Annotated in this window: 16 protein-coding genes and 1 pseudogene; 6 read left to right on the forward strand and 11 right to left on the reverse strand. The window is 60.4% G+C overall.

Annotation, left to right across the window (positions count from 1 at the left end; translation table 11 throughout):
• Positions 1 to 33 precede the first annotated feature (33 nt).
• Positions 34 to 1,242, forward strand: a complete 1,209-nt coding sequence (gene alaC / locus CAF79_RS06390) for an alanine transaminase (RefSeq protein WP_085697117.1) — start codon at positions 34 to 36, stop codon at positions 1,240 to 1,242.
• A 192-nt stretch (positions 1,243 to 1,434) separates the two neighbouring features.
• Here the strand turns inward: alaC and CAF79_RS06395 are convergent, their stop codons facing one another.
• Both CAF79_RS06395 and CAF79_RS06400 read right to left on the reverse strand, forming a co-directional pair.
• Complete coding sequence (locus tag CAF79_RS06395) at positions 1,435 to 2,787, reverse strand: GntP family permease (protein WP_085697118.1); 1,353 nt, start codon at positions 2,785 to 2,787, stop codon at positions 1,435 to 1,437.
• Between the two features lie 82 nt (positions 2,788 to 2,869).
• The gene (locus tag CAF79_RS06400; protein WP_085697119.1) at positions 2,870 to 3,403 is read right to left on the reverse strand and encodes a gluconokinase; all 534 of its coding nucleotides are present in this window, start codon (positions 3,401 to 3,403) and stop codon (positions 2,870 to 2,872) included.
• Between the two features lie 216 nt (positions 3,404 to 3,619).
• Between CAF79_RS06400 and CAF79_RS06405 the strand changes: the two genes are divergently transcribed.
• Complete coding sequence (locus CAF79_RS06405) at positions 3,620 to 4,651, forward strand: LacI family DNA-binding transcriptional regulator (RefSeq protein ID WP_085697120.1); 1,032 nt, start codon at positions 3,620 to 3,622, stop codon at positions 4,649 to 4,651.
• A gap of 70 nt (positions 4,652 to 4,721) precedes the next feature.
• Here CAF79_RS06405 and CAF79_RS06410 read toward each other — a convergent pair whose 3' ends face one another.
• Positions 4,722 to 5,594: a LysR family transcriptional regulator gene (locus CAF79_RS06410; protein WP_085697121.1), complete on the reverse strand. Its 873-nt coding sequence runs from the start codon at positions 5,592 to 5,594 to the stop codon at positions 4,722 to 4,724.
• A 120-nt stretch (positions 5,595 to 5,714) separates the two neighbouring features.
• Here CAF79_RS06410 and CAF79_RS06415 point away from each other — a divergent pair, with 120 nt between their 5' ends.
• The 3 genes from CAF79_RS06415 to CAF79_RS06425 all read left to right on the forward strand — a co-directional run bounded on the left by CAF79_RS06415 (position 5,715) and on the right by CAF79_RS06425 (position 8,423).
• Complete coding sequence (locus CAF79_RS06415; RefSeq protein WP_085697122.1) at positions 5,715 to 6,155, forward strand: PACE efflux transporter; 441 nt, start codon at positions 5,715 to 5,717, stop codon at positions 6,153 to 6,155.
• 125 nt (positions 6,156 to 6,280) lie between these two features.
• Complete coding sequence (locus CAF79_RS06420; protein ID WP_085697123.1) at positions 6,281 to 7,702, forward strand: MFS transporter; 1,422 nt, start codon at positions 6,281 to 6,283, stop codon at positions 7,700 to 7,702.
• 154 nt (positions 7,703 to 7,856) lie between these two features.
• Positions 7,857 to 8,423 (forward strand): hypothetical protein, encoded by a 567-nt coding sequence (locus CAF79_RS06425; protein WP_085697124.1) that lies wholly within the window; start codon positions 7,857 to 7,859, stop codon positions 8,421 to 8,423.
• An 86-nt stretch (positions 8,424 to 8,509) separates the two neighbouring features.
• Here CAF79_RS06425 and CAF79_RS29670 read toward each other — a convergent pair whose 3' ends face one another.
• The 6 genes and pseudogenes from CAF79_RS29670 to CAF79_RS06450 all read right to left on the reverse strand — a co-directional run bounded on the left by CAF79_RS29670 (position 8,510) and on the right by CAF79_RS06450 (position 13,832).
• Positions 8,510 to 9,049: a methyl-accepting chemotaxis protein gene (locus tag CAF79_RS29670; RefSeq protein ID WP_371320920.1), complete on the reverse strand. Its 540-nt coding sequence runs from the start codon at positions 9,047 to 9,049 to the stop codon at positions 8,510 to 8,512.
• Between the two features lie 9 nt (positions 9,050 to 9,058).
• Positions 9,059 to 9,829, reverse strand: a pseudogene (locus CAF79_RS29675) (PAS domain-containing protein); the annotation flags it as partial.
• A 579-nt stretch (positions 9,830 to 10,408) separates the two neighbouring features.
• Positions 10,409 to 11,422 (reverse strand): ABC transporter substrate-binding protein, encoded by a 1,014-nt coding sequence (locus CAF79_RS06435; protein WP_085697126.1) that lies wholly within the window; start codon positions 11,420 to 11,422, stop codon positions 10,409 to 10,411.
• Entirely contained in the window at positions 11,419 to 11,964 is a 546-nt protein-coding gene (locus CAF79_RS06440) for a sigma-70 family RNA polymerase sigma factor (RefSeq protein ID WP_085697127.1), read from the reverse strand. The genes CAF79_RS06435 and CAF79_RS06440 overlap by 4 nt, the downstream gene beginning before the upstream one ends.
• Before the next feature lie 127 nt (positions 11,965 to 12,091).
• Complete coding sequence (locus tag CAF79_RS06445) at positions 12,092 to 12,883, reverse strand: phosphate/phosphite/phosphonate ABC transporter substrate-binding protein (RefSeq protein WP_085697128.1); 792 nt, start codon at positions 12,881 to 12,883, stop codon at positions 12,092 to 12,094.
• A gap of 7 nt (positions 12,884 to 12,890) precedes the next feature.
• Positions 12,891 to 13,832, reverse strand: a complete 942-nt coding sequence (locus tag CAF79_RS06450) for a fatty acid desaturase (RefSeq protein WP_085697129.1) — start codon at positions 13,830 to 13,832, stop codon at positions 12,891 to 12,893.
• Positions 13,833 to 13,952: 120 nt separating this feature from the next.
• On the opposite strand from CAF79_RS06450, the gene CAF79_RS06455 reads away from it, so the two are divergent.
• Positions 13,953 to 14,372, forward strand: a complete 420-nt coding sequence (locus CAF79_RS06455) for a GNAT family N-acetyltransferase (RefSeq protein ID WP_085697130.1) — start codon at positions 13,953 to 13,955, stop codon at positions 14,370 to 14,372.
• Here the strand turns inward: CAF79_RS06455 and def are convergent, their stop codons facing one another.
• Both def and CAF79_RS06465 read right to left on the reverse strand, forming a co-directional pair.
• Positions 14,373 to 14,912 (reverse strand): peptide deformylase, encoded by a 540-nt coding sequence (gene def, locus CAF79_RS06460; RefSeq protein WP_007951144.1) that lies wholly within the window; start codon positions 14,910 to 14,912, stop codon positions 14,373 to 14,375. It abuts the gene before it with no gap.
• Positions 14,913 to 14,914: 2 nt separating this feature from the next.
• On the reverse strand, positions 14,915 to 15,865 hold the full coding sequence (locus tag CAF79_RS06465; protein ID WP_085697131.1) for a YihY/virulence factor BrkB family protein: 951 nt from the start codon (positions 15,863 to 15,865) through the stop codon (positions 14,915 to 14,917).
• Positions 15,866 to 16,036 lie beyond the last annotated feature (171 nt).

Genomic DNA, 16,036 nt, shown 5'->3' on the forward strand with positions numbered 1-16,036 from the left:
CGGTTCCGGGCGCTTACGTTATCCGAGGCAACAATGGCTGAACAAGGTTCGCCGCGCCGCTTTGCGCGCATTGATCGACTCCCCCCTTACGTTTTCAACATCACTGCCGAGCTGAAGATGGCCGCCCGACGTCGTGGCGAAGACATCATCGACTTGAGCATGGGCAACCCCGACGGCGCCACGCCGCCGCACATCGTTGAAAAACTGGTGCAGGTTGCACAACGCGAAGACACCCACGGTTATTCCACGTCCAAGGGCATTCCGCGCCTGCGTCGGGCGATCTCCAACTGGTACAAGGAACGCTACGAGGTCGAGATCGACCCGGAAAGCGAAGCCATCGTCACTATCGGTTCCAAGGAAGGCCTGGCGCATCTGATGCTGGCGACCCTGGACCAGGGCGACACCGTGCTGGTGCCGAACCCGAGCTACCCGATTCACATCTACGGTGCCGTGATTGCCGGCGCCCAGGTGCGGTCGGTGCCGCTGGTGCCGGGCGTGGACTTCTTCGCCGAACTGGAACGGGCGATTCGCGGCTCGATCCCGAAACCGAAGATGATGATCCTCGGCTTCCCGTCCAACCCGACCGCGCAATGTGTGGAACTGGATTTCTTCGAGCGGGTGATCGCCCTCGCCAAACAGTACGACGTGCTGGTGGTGCATGACCTGGCCTACGCCGATATCGTCTACGACGGCTGGAAAGCCCCGTCGATCATGCAGGTGCCGGGCGCCAAGGACATTGCAGTGGAGTTCTTCACCCTGTCCAAGAGCTACAACATGGCGGGCTGGCGCATCGGTTTCATGGTCGGCAACCCGGAACTGGTCAGCGCGCTGGCGCGGATCAAGAGCTACCACGATTACGGCACGTTCACCCCGCTGCAGGTGGCCGCGATTGCTGCGCTGGAAGGCGATCAACAGTGCGTGCGTGACATCGCCGAGCAGTATCGCCAGCGCCGCAACGTACTGGTCAAGGGCCTGCATGAACTGGGCTGGATGGTCGAGAACCCGAAAGCTTCGATGTACGTCTGGGCGAAGATTCCCGAAGCCTACGCGCACCTCGGTTCGCTGGAGTTCGCCAAGAAGCTGCTGGCCGAGGCCAAGGTCTGCGTCTCGCCCGGTGTCGGCTTTGGTGAGTACGGCGACGATCACGTGCGCTTCGCGCTGATCGAAAACCAGGACCGGATTCGTCAGGCGGTCCGCGGGATTCGCGGGATGTTCCGGGCGGATGGCCTGGGCACTAAGTAACTGCCTCCTCCCCACCTGATCGTTCCCACGCTCCGCGTGGGAATGCAGCCCGGGACGCTCCGCGTCCCTGCCGAAAGCGGACGCAGAGCGTCCATTGAGGCATTCCCACGCGGAGCGTGGGAACGATCACTCGCGAATTGCACCCACAAAAAAACCGCATCGCTGCGGTTTTTTTGTGTCTGCGATTCGCCGTTAGACGAAAAGCGACAACAACAGGATAAAGCCCAGGCCAACCACCGACAGGATGGTTTCCATCGCCGTCCAGGTTTTGAAGGTCTCGGCCACAGTCATGTTGAAGTACTGCTTCACCAGCCAGAAACCGGCGTCGTTAACGTGGGACAGAATCAGCGAGCCAGCACCGGTGGCCAGCACCAGCAACTCACGATTCACGCCCGGAATCATCCCGACCACCGGCACCACAATGCCCGCGCCAGTGATGGTCGCCACGGTGGCCGAACCGGTCGCGATGCGGATCACCGCCGCCACCAGCCACGCCAGCAGGATCGGCGAGATTTGCGCGCTGACCGCCATGTGGCCGATCACGTCGCCCACGCCGCTGGTCACCAGCATCTGCTTGAAACCGCCGCCGGCACCGATGATCAGGATGATCGCGGCAGTCGGCGCCAGGCTCGCGTCGAGCCATTTGAGCATCTGCTGAGAACCGATGCCCTGCTTGTAGCCGAAGGTGTACAGCGACAGCAGCAACGCCAGCAGCAGTGCCGAGATCGGGTGACCGATCATGTCCATCCAGGTGCGGAAGAAATGACCCTCCGGCATCACCACATCAGCGAAGGTTTTCAGCAGCATCAGGAACACCGGCAACAGCACGGTGACCAGCGTGATGCCGAAACTTGGCAGATCCTGCGAGTCCGACTCACGGGCCAGTTGATCGACCAGTTCCTGATTCGGTGTACCGGGAATGTGCTTGGCGATGAACGTACCGAAGATCGGGCCAGCGATGATGGCGGTCGGCAGCGCGACGATCAGACCGTACAGAATGGTCTTGCCGATGTCGGCACCGAACACGCCGATGGCCAGCAGCGGACCCGGGTGCGGTGGTACCAGACCATGCACGGCGGACAGGCCGGCGAGCAGCGGAATACCGATCTTGATGATCGACACACCGGTGCGGCGAGCCACGATGAACACCAGCGGAATCAGCAGCACGAAGCCGATTTCGAAGAACAGCGGAATGCCCACCAGGAACGCGGCGAACATCATCGCCCACTGAACCTTGTCCTTGCCGAACGCGCGGATCAGGGTCTGGGCGATCTGATCGGCACCGCCGGATTCGGCCATCATCTTGCCGAGCATGGTACCCAGCGCGAGGATGATGCCGACGAAACCGAGCACGCCACCGAAGCCGTCCTGGAACGCCTTGATGATGGTGCCGATCGGCATGCCGGACGTCAGGCCGAGGAACGCGGCGGCGATGGTCAGGGCAATGAAGGGGTGAATCTTGAACTTGGTGATCAGGACGATAAGCCCGATCACCGTGACCACTGCATCAAGCAGCAGGTAGGCGTCATGGGACATGCCAAACATTGGGGGTGTCTCCTGGTTTGTTGTTGTTATTAAAGCGGGTTAATCAGAAGCCGTAATGACAGCGCTATCTTCGCAATCACACTCATACCGCCTGTTTCAGGCCATGGGCCTGCCACCAGACGTGGGCTTGCGACGCCAGTTCTTCAACGCTGTGGATCGAAGCATTCAGGGCCAGGGTCAACGGCTCGCCTACCGGCGATTCGAGGGTGGCGAACTGGCTTTCGATCAAGGTGGCCGGCATGAAGTGGCCCGGGCGATGGGAAACGCGGTCGGCGGCGACTTCAGGCGTCAATTCAAGGAATACGAAGCCCAGGCCCGGCAAGGCGCTGCGCAGGCGTTCGCGGTAAATGTGCTTGAGGGCCGAGCAGGTCAGCACCGGGCGTTCGCCCAGGGCGTCGACGCGACGCAGTTCGTCGCACAGGCTGTCGAGCCAGCCGGCACGGTCTTCGTCGTTCAGGGGGATCCCCGCGCTCATCTTTTCGATGTTCGCGGCCGGATGGAAAGTATCGCCTTCAATGGCAGTGGCGCCGCTCAATTGGCACAGGGCCTGGCTGACGCACGTCTTGCCGCAACCGGCAACGCCCATGATGACCAGGGCGGTGATGGGATGATTCATGTAACACCTCAGCGCGCAGACAGCGCTACCTTTGCTAGCTATGACTCTAGTGCACAGGCAGAAGTTGCCGACGCCTTCTTGTCGTTTTTTTGGGTTGCAGCAGGTTTTGTCGGTACGCTAAAAAGCGAGGATCAGGCAGGACCTCGCTTACGCATTTGCAGCTGCATAAGGACAGCGCTACCTTAGTGCCTTGATTTTTGTTTGGCAAGCCGCCCGATGACCACCCCTAAAAACGATAAAAACACCCGCACCACCGGCCGTCCCACCCTCAACGAAGTCGCCCGTCTGGCCGGCGTCAGCCCGATTACCGCCTCGCGCGCCCTGCGCGGGGTCAGCACGGTCGCCACCGAACTGGTGGAAAAAGTCCAGAAAGCCGCGCTGGAACTCAACTACGTGGTCAACCCCGCCGCCCGCGCCCTGGCCTCGGCCCAGAGCCATTCGGTGGTGGTGCTGGTGCCTTCGCTGTCCAACCTGTTGTTCATCGACACCCTGGAAGCCATTCATCGGGTGCTGACGCCCAAGGGCTTCGAAGTGCTGATCGGCAACTTCCACTACTCGCGCGATGAAGAAGAAAACCTGCTGCGCAACTACATGGCCTATCAGCCACGCGGCCTCCTGTTGACCGGTTTCGACCGCACCGAAAGTTCGCGGCGGATGATCGAGGCCAGCAACATTCCCTGCGTGTACATGATGGAGCTGGACAGCGCCGCCGGGGTGAATTGCGTCGGTTTCTCACAGCTCAGCGCCGGCGAAACGGCTGCCGAACATTTGTTGTCCCGTGGCCGCAAGCGTCTGGCGTACATCGGCGCGCAGCTCGATCAGCGCACGTTGCTGCGTGGCGAAGGCTTTCGCAAAGCACTGCAAAAGGCTGGTCGTTACGACCCGGATCTGGAAGTGCTGACCCCGCGTTCATCGTCCGTGGGCCTGGGCGGCGAGTTGTTTCTGCAATTGCTGGCGGCGCATCCGGATGTCGATGCGATCTTCTTCGGCAACGACGACCTGGCTCAGGGCGCCCTGCTCGAGGCCCTGCGCAACGGAATCAGGATCCCCGAACAAGTGGCGATCCTCGGCTTCAACGATTTGCCGATGTCGGAGCACATGGTGCCGCGCCTGAGCAGCATCAACACCCCGCGTGAAGCCATCGGCCGGCGTGCGGCGGAACAGATGCTGACGCTGATGGCCGGCAACAGCGTGGCGCGGCCGGTCGAGGACATGGGCTTCGAATTGAAAATCCGCGAGAGCACCTGACCTCTGCGTTCGGCTCTGGAAGGGACGCGGAGCGTCCCGGACTGCATTCCCACGCACAGCGTGGGAACGATCACCGGCCGAGTATTTCAACCAATGCCGCCGCCCCCTTCTGCAACGGCTGGCTCTTGAGCCACACCGCATGCACCGGCAGCACCAGGCCGTTTTCGATGTTGCGGAAATTCAGCCGTTTCAATCGCCCGTTATCGAGCCACGGCTGCACCACCGACAACGGGAAATTGCCCCAACCCAAACCCGCCTCGACCATCTCCAGCGCCGTCTCCAGGCTGTCGGTGCGCCAGTGGGATTCAGCCACCAGCGGCCGTGTTTCGCTGATCGGCAAATCACGACTGCCGACCACGATCTGCCGCACATGCACCAGATCCTCGAGAAACAGATCCTGCCCCTGCAACAGCGGACTGTCCGCCGCCAGCGTCGCAATCATTCGCTCACTGCCGACAAACTGAAAGCGCTCCAGCACGTTCACACTCAACCCGGCGAACGCCAGGCACACGCTGACCCGGCCACTGTGAAGCATCGCCAGCACATCGTCCTGCGGCGCAGTCAGCACTTCGATATCGAGCAACGGATGACGCTCGCTGATCTCCCTGATGGCCGCCAACAACCGTCGACGATCAATATCCGCCGCCACGCCGATCGACAATTTGCTCTCCAGACCCAGCGACAACTGCACCGCATGCACCTGCAATTGCTTGAGCTGATCGGCGATCAATCGCGCGTGAGGCACCAGCGAAAGCGCCATGGCCGTGGGTTGCGGTTCGCGGTGACGGCGGTCGAACAACGCATAGCCGAGTTCGGCCTCCAGATTGCCGATGGCCATGCTCACCGCCGACGGGACTTTACCCAATGCTCTGGCAGCGGCGGAAAACGAGCCGCGCTCGATCACGGCGAGAAACAGTTCGATGCTTTCGCTGTTGAAATTCACTTCACACACCTATCAATAAAACTGAAAGCTACTTACTTTTTCTGTCACCTCAATTGAAGCTATCTTTCGTCGCCTTCGCCAGTCCCACTGGCCACAAGTCGCAAGAAAGAGGCAATTCCCATGCAAGGCGTCAAACGCAAACTGGTCTATGTGTCGCTCTATGAAGTGATCGGCATGACCTTCTCGGCCCTCGGTCTGGCGCTGCTGTCCGGCACCTCGCCCGGCAGCACCGGCCCGCTGGCGGTGATCATTACCACCATCGCCGTGACCTGGAACTTCATCTACACCTCGCTGTTCGAGCGTTGGGAAAGCCGTCAGGTGTCACGCACCCGCACGGTGAAACGGCGCATTGCCCACGCCGTCGGCTTCCAGCTGACGCTGATCGTGTTCCTGATTCCGCTGATCGCGTGGTGGATGAAGATCAGCCTTGTGCAGGCCTTTTTGCTGGATCTGGCGCTGATCGTGTTCATCCCTTGCTACACCTTCGCCTTCAACTGGCTGTTCGATAAAGTGTTCGGCCTTCCGGCCTCGGCATTGCCGGATCCGCAGCCCGCGACATAAATCGTTAATTGGTAAGCAGATATTGCAAGAAATCGGCGGTTTTTCCGCGCCAACCGCCGATATAAACAATCCTTGATTTCCGATAGCAGGCTAAGCTTTTCCATCAATAAAAAATGGATCAGCCCATGACTGCACATGCCCCCGCCGCACAACGCGACGGCATCGACCCGATACGCGCCGCACAGATTTCCGCCCGCATCGACCGCCTCCCGGCCGTCGCCACAATCTGGCGGCTGGTGGCGCTGCTGTCGATCGGTGGTTTCTTCGAACTCTACGACCTGTTCCAGACCGCCTACATCAGCCCCGGGCTGATCCGCGACGGCATCTTCGCCACCGGCAATCAGGGCGTGTTCGGTTTCTCCGATCAGGCCGCGTTCGCCTCGGCGACGTTCCTCGGCCTGTTTCTCGGCGCCAGTCTGCTCAGCCCCATGGCGGATCGGTTCGGGCGGCGGGCGATCTTCACGTTCGCGCTGGTCTGGTACACCGTCGCCACGGTGCTGATGGGCGTGCAGAGTTCGGCGCTGGGGATCATCTGCATGCGTTTTCTGGTGGGCATCGGCCTCGGCATCGAGCTGGTAACCATTGACGCCTACCTCTCGGAACTGGTGCCCAAACGCATGCGCAGTTCGGCGTTTGCCTTCGCGTTTTTCGTGCAGTTCCTGTCGGTGCCGGCGGTGGCGCTGATGTCCTGGTGGCTGGTGCCGCAGGCGCCGTTCGGGGTGTCCGGCTGGCGTTGGGTGGTGCTGGCAAGTGCGGTGTTTGCGTTGTTCATCTGGTGGCTGCGCAAGCGTCTGCCGGAGTCGCCGCGCTGGCTGGCCCAGCATGGCCGCTTCGATGAAGCGAACCGGATTCTCGATGGCATCGAAGCACGCTGCGAGAAAGATCACCGTCAACCACTGGACGCACCGCAAGCCGTGCCCGTGGACGTCGAAGGCAAGGGCCGCTTCGCTGATATCTGGCAACCACCGTACCGGCGCCGCGCGCTGATGCTGATCGCCTTCCACATCTTCCAGGCCATCGGTTTCTTCGGCTTCGGCAACTGGCTGCCAGCGTTGCTTTCCGGTCAGGGTGTCAGCGTCACTCACAGCCTGATGTACGCGTTCATCATCACCCTCGCCTACCCGCTCGGGCCGTTGCTGTTCGTGAAATTCGCCAACCGCTTCGAGAACAAGTGGCAGATCGTCGGCTCGGCGCTGGGCGCCATGACCTTCGGTACCTTGTTCGCCCTGCAGACCAGCGCCTTCGGCCTGATCTTCTGCGGAGTGATGATCACCTTCTGCAACGCCTGGCTCAGCTTCAGTTATCACTCCTATCAGAGCGAACTGTTCCCCACCAACATCCGCGCCCGGGCGGTGGGCTTCTGCTATTCATTCAGTCGTTTGTCGACGGTGTTCAGCAGCCTGTTGATCGGTCTGTTCCTCGACCACTTCGGCACGCCGGGCGTGCTGGCGTTCATCGTTGTCAGCATGCTGATCGTGATGCTGACCATCGGCTATTTCGGCCCCCGCACCCGCAACCTGGCGCTGGAAAACATCGCCCATCGCTGACGGACAACGGTCATCCTCTGCCGCCCACCGGCAAGGGATGACCGCTTCATCGGGCCACGCCAGAACCCAAATCGCTGAAATAAAAGGACTTTCTCGAAAGGCACGGTATTTGCTGGCGTAGGACTGACAGCCATTACCTACAGGTCTATCCATCATGTTGGTCAGTGCAAAACAACAGCAAATCATCCATCTGCCCAAGCACCTGAATGATGATGCAACCACCACCGCCGCTGCCGGCCTGCAAGGCGGGTTGCACGGCGCAATGCTGCAAACCCTGCAAGCCCAGACACAGGCGCAAACCGCCGAAGCCACCGCCAAGGTGCAAGAGTCGGCCACCCGACTCGCCACTCAGCAAGTCAGCGAAGCCACGCGCATCAGCGACAACGTCGACGAGGCATTCGCCAAGACCCGCGTCGCCCTGCAAACCTCCGATAACTCGCCGACCAAATCCTCAGGTTCATCGGCGCTGGACGAGTTCAAGGACTACATGAGCAAGACGCCGGAACAGCGTTTGCGCGACAGTATCCTCCAGGAAATGGGCCTGACCGAAGACGACATCAAAGCCATGCCGCCGGAGAAACAACTGGCCATCGGCAAAGAGATCGCCGAGCGCCTGCAGGACAAGATGAAGCTGGCCGAAGCCGAGAAGCAGAACAAGCAAGACGCCAATTCGGCGAAGATCAGCGACGAGTCGGCTGACAAGTTCCTCGCCGCACTCTGACTGCTGCCGGTTGAATCGGATTAAGCACTGACACCCGTGGGAGCGGGCTTGCCCGCTCCCACAGGTTTTTCGGATGTTGCGATCAGTCAGTTCAGCTGCAACGTCTCGTTGAACTGGCTGATCGCATCCACCACATGCCGCGAGCCCTGCTGAATCTCACGGATCGCGTCGCCCGCCTCGTTCGCCAGTTCCACCCCGAGCCCGGTGCGGCTCAGGCTCGACTGCATGCTCGACACCGCACTCAGTGACAACTCATGGTTCTTGCGCACCACATCGACGATCTCCAGGGTCGCCTGGCTGGTCCGCGCCGCGAGGCTGCGCACTTCGTCCGCCACCACCGCAAAACCGCGTCCGTGCTCACCCGCCCGCGCCGCTTCGATGGCCGCGTTGAGCGCCAGCAGGTTGGTCTGGTCGGCGATCCCGCGAATGGTCTGGACGATGGTGCCGATGATGTCCGACTGCTTGCTGACCGCATCGATGCTCAGCGCCGCTTCATTGAGATCGCGAGAAATGTCCTGAATGATCTGCACCGTTTGCTGCACGACCTGTGAGCCTTTTTGCGCGCAGGCGTCGTTTTGTACCGAGGTGCTGTGGGCCGATTCCGCAGCAGTCTGCAAGGTGGTCATCTGGTGGGTGATGTCGCTGGCGAACTTCACCACTTTGTACAACCGGCCCTTGGCGTCGAACAGCGGGTTGTACGAGGCTTCGAGGTAGACGGTCTGCCCGGACTTGTTCTTGCGCTCGAAACGGTGCGAGTGATATTCGCCGCGATTGAGCGAAGCCCAGAACGCTTTGTACTGCGCGGATTCGGCTTCGGCCCGGTGACAGAACAGACTGTGATGGTGGCCGACGATTTCGTTGAGCGAGTACTGCATGGTCTTGAGGAAGTTGTCGTTGGCCGAGATCACATTGCCTTCCGGGGTGAACTCGATCACCGCCATCGAACGGCCGATCGCGGCCAGCATGCTTTCCTCTTCCTTTTCCTTGTTCACGCGCGCCGTAATGTCCGACGCCACTTTGATCACACTGCGGACTTGTTTGTCCGGGCCATACACCGGCATGTAACTGGCTTCGAGCCAGATCTCCCGGCCACTCTTGTTCAAGCGCAGGAAAGTACCGCTGATGGGTTCACCCCGGGCCAGGTCACGCCACAACTTGGCGTATTCCTCGCTGCGATAGAACTCTTCTTCACAAAAGATCCGGTGATGTTTGCCACGCACTTCTTCGGCACTGTAGCCCATGGTCTTGCAGAAGTTGTCATTGGCATCCAGCACGATGCCTTCGGGAGTGAATTCGATCATTGCCATCGAACGGCTGATCGCCGCCAACTTGGCGTTGGCTTCGGTCAGGGCACAACTGAAGCGTTCGATTTCCTGCAGGTCAGCCTTGTGATGTAGGTTGAACATGTCTCGATCACCTTGAGCGCAGTCTTTTGATTTGATGAAAGTTCAGGTCTTTCAGAATCCACCACTACGTTCCACGGAACAGGCACACGCATTCCTCCACAGGAGGAAGTTGTCAGGTGATAAACGATGATCAATCGGAGGGTCCATGCGGCGACGCTCTAATCAAGACATCCTTCTCTTGATAGCCCGGTGACGGGCCATTCCTAACATGCAGAAGAACTTCCCTTTAAAAACAGCTCCTTGTCGGTCAAGTGTCGGTGCCTTGGATTGCGCACTCTGGCAGCTTTGAGATCGGTAACTGCTAGCGGTCGAACCACACTGAAGGCGTTCGACATAGTTAGTTATGAATGAGCATAGACAGCGCAATGCTTTGCGCAAGGCCACTAGTCGGCCAGCATTGAGTGAATTCGGACAGGAAGCGGAAAAGAAACGGTTCAGCGAATGTGTTTTGTTTGATCTACCACTTTCGCGGGCAGGCCCGTTCCCACAGGTTCTACGCGCTGTTCAAGTCAGCGTAATACCTGTGTGGGCTTGCCCGCGATGGCGACGGTGCAGCACTACAGAAATTTCAGAAAAGAATTACAGACTCCCGCTCACCTTGCTCGCCACATCACCCGGCACCCAAGGCGTCCACACTTGCGGTTGATCGCGCAGAAACGCTTCGGCCACCTGGCGTGGTTGCTGGCGCTTTTCGCTCATCCCGGCCAGGGTCTGGTTGAGCAGATCTATCGGCAAATCGACTTTCTCAAAGAACGTCACCAGTTCCGGGTACTGCGTCTTGAACGGCGCCGACACGCCAATCGCCAGACTCGCCGGCATCGAGCGGGTACCTTTCGGGTTTGGGTTGCTGGCATCGGCCAGGGTTTTCCAGGCTTCGGCGTCGAACGGCGGTTCTTCCAGCTTCACCAGTTTGAAACGGCCGAGCAACGGCGTCGGCGACCAGTAATAGAACAGCACCGGCTTGCCGCGCTTGATCGACGACGCCACCTCGGCATCCAGCGCCGCGCCGGAACCGGTGCGGAAGTTGACGAAGCTGTCGTTCAGCGCATACGCCTTGAGCTTCTGGCTGTTGACGATCTCCGAAGTCCAGCCGGTCGGGCTGTTGAGGAAACGCCCGCGGCTCGGGTCTTCCGGATCCTTGAACACATCCTTGTAGCGCGGCAGGTCGGCCACCGATTTCAGCTCCGGCGCCAGCGGTTTGATCCCGCGCTCGGGGTCGCCCTTGATCACGTATTCCGGCACCCACCAGCCTTCGGTGGCGCCCTTCACGGTGTCGCCAAGACCGAACACCTTACCTTCGGCAGCGGCCTTGACCCACGCCGGACTGCGCCCTGCCCACTCTTCACCGATCACTTGAATATCGTTTTTCGCCAGCGCCGCTTCCAGGCTGACGGTGCTGCCCGGCAGTGTGTCGGTCGGGTAGCCGTAGCCTTTCTCGACGATCAGGCGCAACACTTCGGTGATGAAACTGCCGCTTTCCCAGGTGATGTCACCGAAGTGGATCGGCGCTCTCGTTTCCGCGGCGCCAACATGCCCGGTCGTCAGGGTCAGGGCCAGCAGCGAACTGCCGAGCAGGGTTTTGATCGATCTCATGCGGACCTCTTGTTCTGGGAGGAAATCAGGGTTTGATTGGCGCTGTGGCGGTTGCACAGGGCTTGGGAGCGGGTCATGTACAGGCTGACCGAACGCTGGGAGATGCCCAGTTCGGCAGCGATTTGCGGGTAGGTCAGGCCGTCGATGCGCGCCAGCAGAAAGGTCGAACGGACTTTGCCCGGCAGGCGCTGGAGCGTCCGGTCCAGATGTTTGAGGCTCTGTGACAGGTCGGCCAGTTCCTCTGGGGACGGCCCGTGATCAAGGTCACTCTGTCGCAGTTGCTGGAGATGCCGACGCTCCAGATCGCCGCGCCGCCAGCGTTCGTACAGCAGGCGTCGGGCGATGGTGGTGAGCAAGGCGCGGGGTTCGCGGATGGCGGTCAGGTCCGGGGCTTCGAGCAGTTGCGCGAAGGTTTCGGCGGCGATGTCTTCGGCCGTGGCCGCATCATTCAATTGCCGACGCAGACGCGTGCACAACCACGGGTAATGGTCGCGAAACAACGTGTTCACATGATTGCGATGGGATGAGTCGGCGCCGGACATGGGGGCTCCTTGGTCAAGGGTCGCTGAATGTCCGGTCGTCCGGTGGCGCGATCCTAGCAAGGTGCCTTATGCGTTAAAAATACTTAAAAAGAATTCTTATATTCCATTAGTGAATTAATAGAGAGCCCTAACGCAAGCGGCCATAACCCAGTTCTTCGGCCTCGCGCTGGTAATCCAGCAGGATGAGGTAATCGTTTTCGCTGGCAGGCAGGACTTCGGACAAGCCGAGGATGCGGGCCACCTCGGGCAGGTCTTGAAGGCTGCGGTTCATGGCTCGGCGCAAGCGTTCGATCTGCTGGTCCGACGTGCTGGCGGCGGTGATAAAGGGCAAGGTCGGGCTGAACGCACTGCGCGCCAACACCCGCAATCCAATGACCTCTTCAACGGCGTACTGCGCCAGGTACGCGAAGGTCACGCTGTCGATGGCCGCCAGATCGGCACGGTCCTCGCGCAACCAGCGCAGGCTTTCGCGATGGCCGCCACTGATGCCCACCGAAGCAAAAAACTGCCCGTCCCGCTGCAATGGCGCCAGACGCTGACGCAACAGGTTCATGCCGCTGTTGGAGTCTTCGCTGTTGATCACTCCGCGACTGTCGAAGAACTCCGCCAGATGTCGGCGCGGATCATCGGCGCGGGCAAGGATCAGGCTGCAATGATTGCCGGCCGTGGCGTCCGGCAATTCGTAGCGCGGACGGCCGACAATCCTCACCTGCCTGCGCAGTGCGGTCATCAGCGGGTACCCGCAGGTCTGGGTCAGCAGCAGTTGCGGCGACAGCCAGAGCTCCGGCAGCGACAAACCTTCGGCACTGATCCGCGAATAGCCCAAGTGCTCGAGAATCCGCGCCAGCCACTGTTCATTGGCCGCGCGGATCGGCGCGGGGGCGATGTACATCAACAGTTCTGCGTAACCTGACGTCATGCTGGCCTCAAATAAACGGATGCTGCGGGCTGTCGATCGGCTTGATGCCGTGCTGGCGCCACAGTTGCCCGTAACCTTGCACCAGAAATCCACCGCTGCGCGCCACCCATTGCTCCCGACGCATGCGGTAGGCCTTGGGCAAGTCGTACCACGAAAGCTTCGGCAAATCGTGGTGCACGAGGTGGAAATTCAGGTTCAGGAACAGCCAGCGCCAAGGCCACCCGGCTTCGTTGAGCACCGTGCGCTGTTCCGGTTGTGTGTGCGGCCGGTGTTCATAGTAAGAGCGAACCATCGCAATCGACAGCGCCGGCACGCTGATCAAAAACAGGTAATGCCAGACCGGCAACACGCTGTAGCGGGCGATGAAAAACAGCATCAGCACGGCCAGGGCGCCGTGGGTCAGCCACATCAGCCAGGCCTGGCGCTCGCGGCTTTTCAGTCGTTGCAATTCTTCACCGGCCAGCGCCAGCAACGCCAGCGGCGCGCCAAGAATGAATCGGCCCAATACGGTTTTGTTCAGCCAGTGCAGGCTGCGTTCGAACAGCGAACTGCCCTGCCAGCGCTCGGCGCTCAGGTAGCGGCTTTCGGGGTCGAGGCCAGGAATCGTCAGGTCTTCATCGCGATGGTGCTGCAAATGGCTGTCGCGATAGAGCGTATAGGGATACCACACCGCAAACGGCGCATAGCCGAGGACTTTGTTGACGAAGGTCCAGCGCGTCGGATGACCGTGAAGCAACTCGTGCTGCACGGACAGCCACAGCACCAGCAATGGAATCAGCAGCAGCGTGCTCCACCAGACGCCAAGCCAATTGCTGCCCAGCATCAGGGCGAACCAGCCGGCATACACGCCAATCAGCAGCAACCAGGTCGGCCAGTCGGTACGGGCTGTGAAACGTTGACGCAGGGTTTCGATCTGTTGGCGATGGGCATCGTCGAAATAGTGGGGCATGGCGTGGCTCGGAACGAAGGTCTGTTCGTTCTGTGCAACACCAACGGGAAATCTTGCAGATTATTTTTGCGAGCCGGGATCCTTATAATCCCGTCTCTTTTTGCACCGGCAGTCCGAGTGATGACCGATACCCGATATAGCCAGCTCGATGAATTGTCCTGGCCCTTGATGAACAAGTTCTACCGCCAGCATCAATCGTCGATGAAAGCGGTGCGCGAGGCGCAATTGTGGGTGGCGCGGCGTGAGGAAATCGTGGCTGCGCTGTGCCTGCGGTCGGTGTTCGGCGGGCATTGGCTGACCGGGTTGTTCGTTGATCCGGCCTGCCGCGAACAGGGCATAGCTGCGCAGTTGATCGCGGCGGCGGTGAATGATGTGGAGACCCCGGTGTGGCTGTTCTGCCACCCGGACCTGCGTGGTTTCTATGAGCGGCGCGGCTTCACCTTCGACCCCGCCCTGCCCCAGGCCATGGCCGAGCGCCTGAGCCGTTATGCGCGGAGCAAGCCGATGATTGCCATGGAGCTGGCCCCGCGCAGCGGATGATCAGTCGTCAGCGTTGGGATCGAGATCCGGGAACATCACTTCGGTAAAACCGAACTTGCTGAAATCGGTGATGCGCGACGGGTATAACCGCCCGATCAGGTGATCGCATTCGTGCTGCACCACCCGCGCGTGGAAACCCGAAGCCACACGCACAATCGGCTCGCCCTTGGGATCGACGCCTTCGTAACGGATCTGCTGGTAACGATCCACCGCGCCACGCAGACCAGGTACCGACAGGCAGCCTTCAAACCCCTCTTCCATGAGCGGACTGAGTGGCGTGATCAGCGGATTGATCAGGATCGTCTGCGGCACGGCTTCGGCATCCGGGTACCGTTCGCTGTGCTCGAAGCCGAAGATCACCAGTTGCAGATCGACGCCGATCTGCGGCGCAGCCAGGCCGACACCGCCGACGCTTTCCATGGTCTGGAACATGTCGTCGATCAGTTGCCACAGCTCCGGGCTGTCGAGCATCTCGGCGGGCACTGGCGGGGCGATACGCAGCAGGCGTTCGTCGCCCATCTTCAGAATTTCACGAATCATGATCAGGCTTCGTCGGTGTTCGGCTTGAGCGAGTGATCGCGCCCGAGGCCGGAAACGTGTTGTTTGGGATGTTCATCGAGTTCGCCGGGGACTTTCTCGCCCGGATCCTTGCCCTCGTTGGACATGTGTTCGATCACCGCATTCATCTCCGCACCGAGCAGCAACACGGCGGACGAAATGTAGAAATACAGCAACAGCACGATGATCGCACCGATGCTGCCATACATGGCGTTGTAGTTGGCGAACGTCTTGACGTAGAACGCGAATCCCAACGACGCGATGATCCACACCACCACCGCCAGAACCGAGCCCGGCGTGATGAAGCGAAACTCCTGTTTGACGTCGGGCATCACGTAATAGATCAGCGCCACGGCCACCATCATCAGGATCACGATCACCGGCCAGCGGGCGATGGTCCACACCGTGACGATGAAATCTTCCAGCCCGACCTGCGCGGCGATCCAGCCCATCACCTGCGGGCCGAGCACCATCAGCGCGGCGGCCACCAGCAGCATGCCGGCGATGCCGACGGTGTAGACAATCGACAATGGAAAGCGCTTCCAGATCGGCCGACCCTCGACCACGTCGTAGGCCGCGTTCATCGCGCTCATCATCAGGCGCACGCCGGCGGACGCAGTGTACAGGGCGATGACGATACCGACCGACAGCAGGCCGCCCTTGGATTGCTGCAGTTGATCGATCACCGGGTTGACCTGCTCCAGCGCCTGAGGCGGCAGGACCAGTTCCGATTGCAGACGCAGCCAGGAGAAGAAGTCCGGCAGGTGCAGGAAACCGATCAGGGCAATCAGGAACAGAATGAACGGGAACAGCGAGAACAGCATCTGGTAGGCCAGTGCCGAGGCATAGGTCGACATCTCGTCGTCCATGAACTCGGTGACGGTGCGCACGATGACTCGGTGCAGGGGCAGGCCTTTCATGTCGGGGAAAATCATTCGCGTCTCCTTTCGCCGCAAAACAGGTTGAAGTCGTGGCGAATCAGGGGCCGTTTTTCTCTCATCAAAGTAGCTCACTTGGCGACTTTGAAACACTGTGATCCATGACCGCATGTGAACGGGATACAAAAACGGCCATCCTTGGATGGCCGCTTCGTTGTTTCGTTCAAG

Source organism: Pseudomonas sp. B26(2017) (assembly GCF_002113045.1).
Taxonomy (GTDB): domain Bacteria; phylum Pseudomonadota; class Gammaproteobacteria; order Pseudomonadales; family Pseudomonadaceae; genus Aquipseudomonas.

Excerpts from the sequence above, each read along its gene's own strand:
- CAF79_RS06440 (WP_085697127.1), bottom strand. The coding sequence starts at position 11,964 with ATGTCCGGCGCCGACTCATCCCATCGCAATCATGTGAACACGTTGTTT.
- CAF79_RS06455 (WP_085697130.1), top strand. The coding sequence starts at position 13,953 with ATGACCGATACCCGATATAGCCAGCTCGATGAATTGTCCTGGCCCTTG.
- CAF79_RS06400 (WP_085697119.1), bottom strand. The coding sequence starts at position 3,403 with ATGAATCATCCCATCACCGCCCTGGTCATCATGGGCGTTGCCGGTTGC.
- CAF79_RS06420 (WP_085697123.1), top strand. The coding sequence starts at position 6,281 with ATGACTGCACATGCCCCCGCCGCACAACGCGACGGCATCGACCCGATA.
- CAF79_RS06405 (WP_085697120.1), top strand. The coding sequence starts at position 3,620 with ATGACCACCCCTAAAAACGATAAAAACACCCGCACCACCGGCCGTCCC.
- CAF79_RS06445 (WP_085697128.1), bottom strand. The coding sequence starts at position 12,883 with ATGACGTCAGGTTACGCAGAACTGTTGATGTACATCGCCCCCGCGCCG.
- CAF79_RS06435 (WP_085697126.1), bottom strand. The coding sequence starts at position 11,422 with ATGAGATCGATCAAAACCCTGCTCGGCAGTTCGCTGCTGGCCCTGACC.
- def (WP_007951144.1), bottom strand. The coding sequence starts at position 14,912 with ATGATTCGTGAAATTCTGAAGATGGGCGACGAACGCCTGCTGCGTATC.
- CAF79_RS29670 (WP_371320920.1), bottom strand. The coding sequence starts at position 9,049 with ATGACCACCTTGCAGACTGCTGCGGAATCGGCCCACAGCACCTCGGTA.
- CAF79_RS06415 (WP_085697122.1), top strand. The coding sequence starts at position 5,715 with ATGCAAGGCGTCAAACGCAAACTGGTCTATGTGTCGCTCTATGAAGTG.
- CAF79_RS06465 (WP_085697131.1), bottom strand. The coding sequence starts at position 15,865 with ATGATTTTCCCCGACATGAAAGGCCTGCCCCTGCACCGAGTCATCGTG.
- CAF79_RS06395 (WP_085697118.1), bottom strand. The coding sequence starts at position 2,787 with ATGTTTGGCATGTCCCATGACGCCTACCTGCTGCTTGATGCAGTGGTC.
- CAF79_RS06425 (WP_085697124.1), top strand. The coding sequence starts at position 7,857 with ATGTTGGTCAGTGCAAAACAACAGCAAATCATCCATCTGCCCAAGCAC.
- CAF79_RS06450 (WP_085697129.1), bottom strand. The coding sequence starts at position 13,832 with ATGCCCCACTATTTCGACGATGCCCATCGCCAACAGATCGAAACCCTG.
- alaC (WP_085697117.1), top strand. The coding sequence starts at position 34 with ATGGCTGAACAAGGTTCGCCGCGCCGCTTTGCGCGCATTGATCGACTC.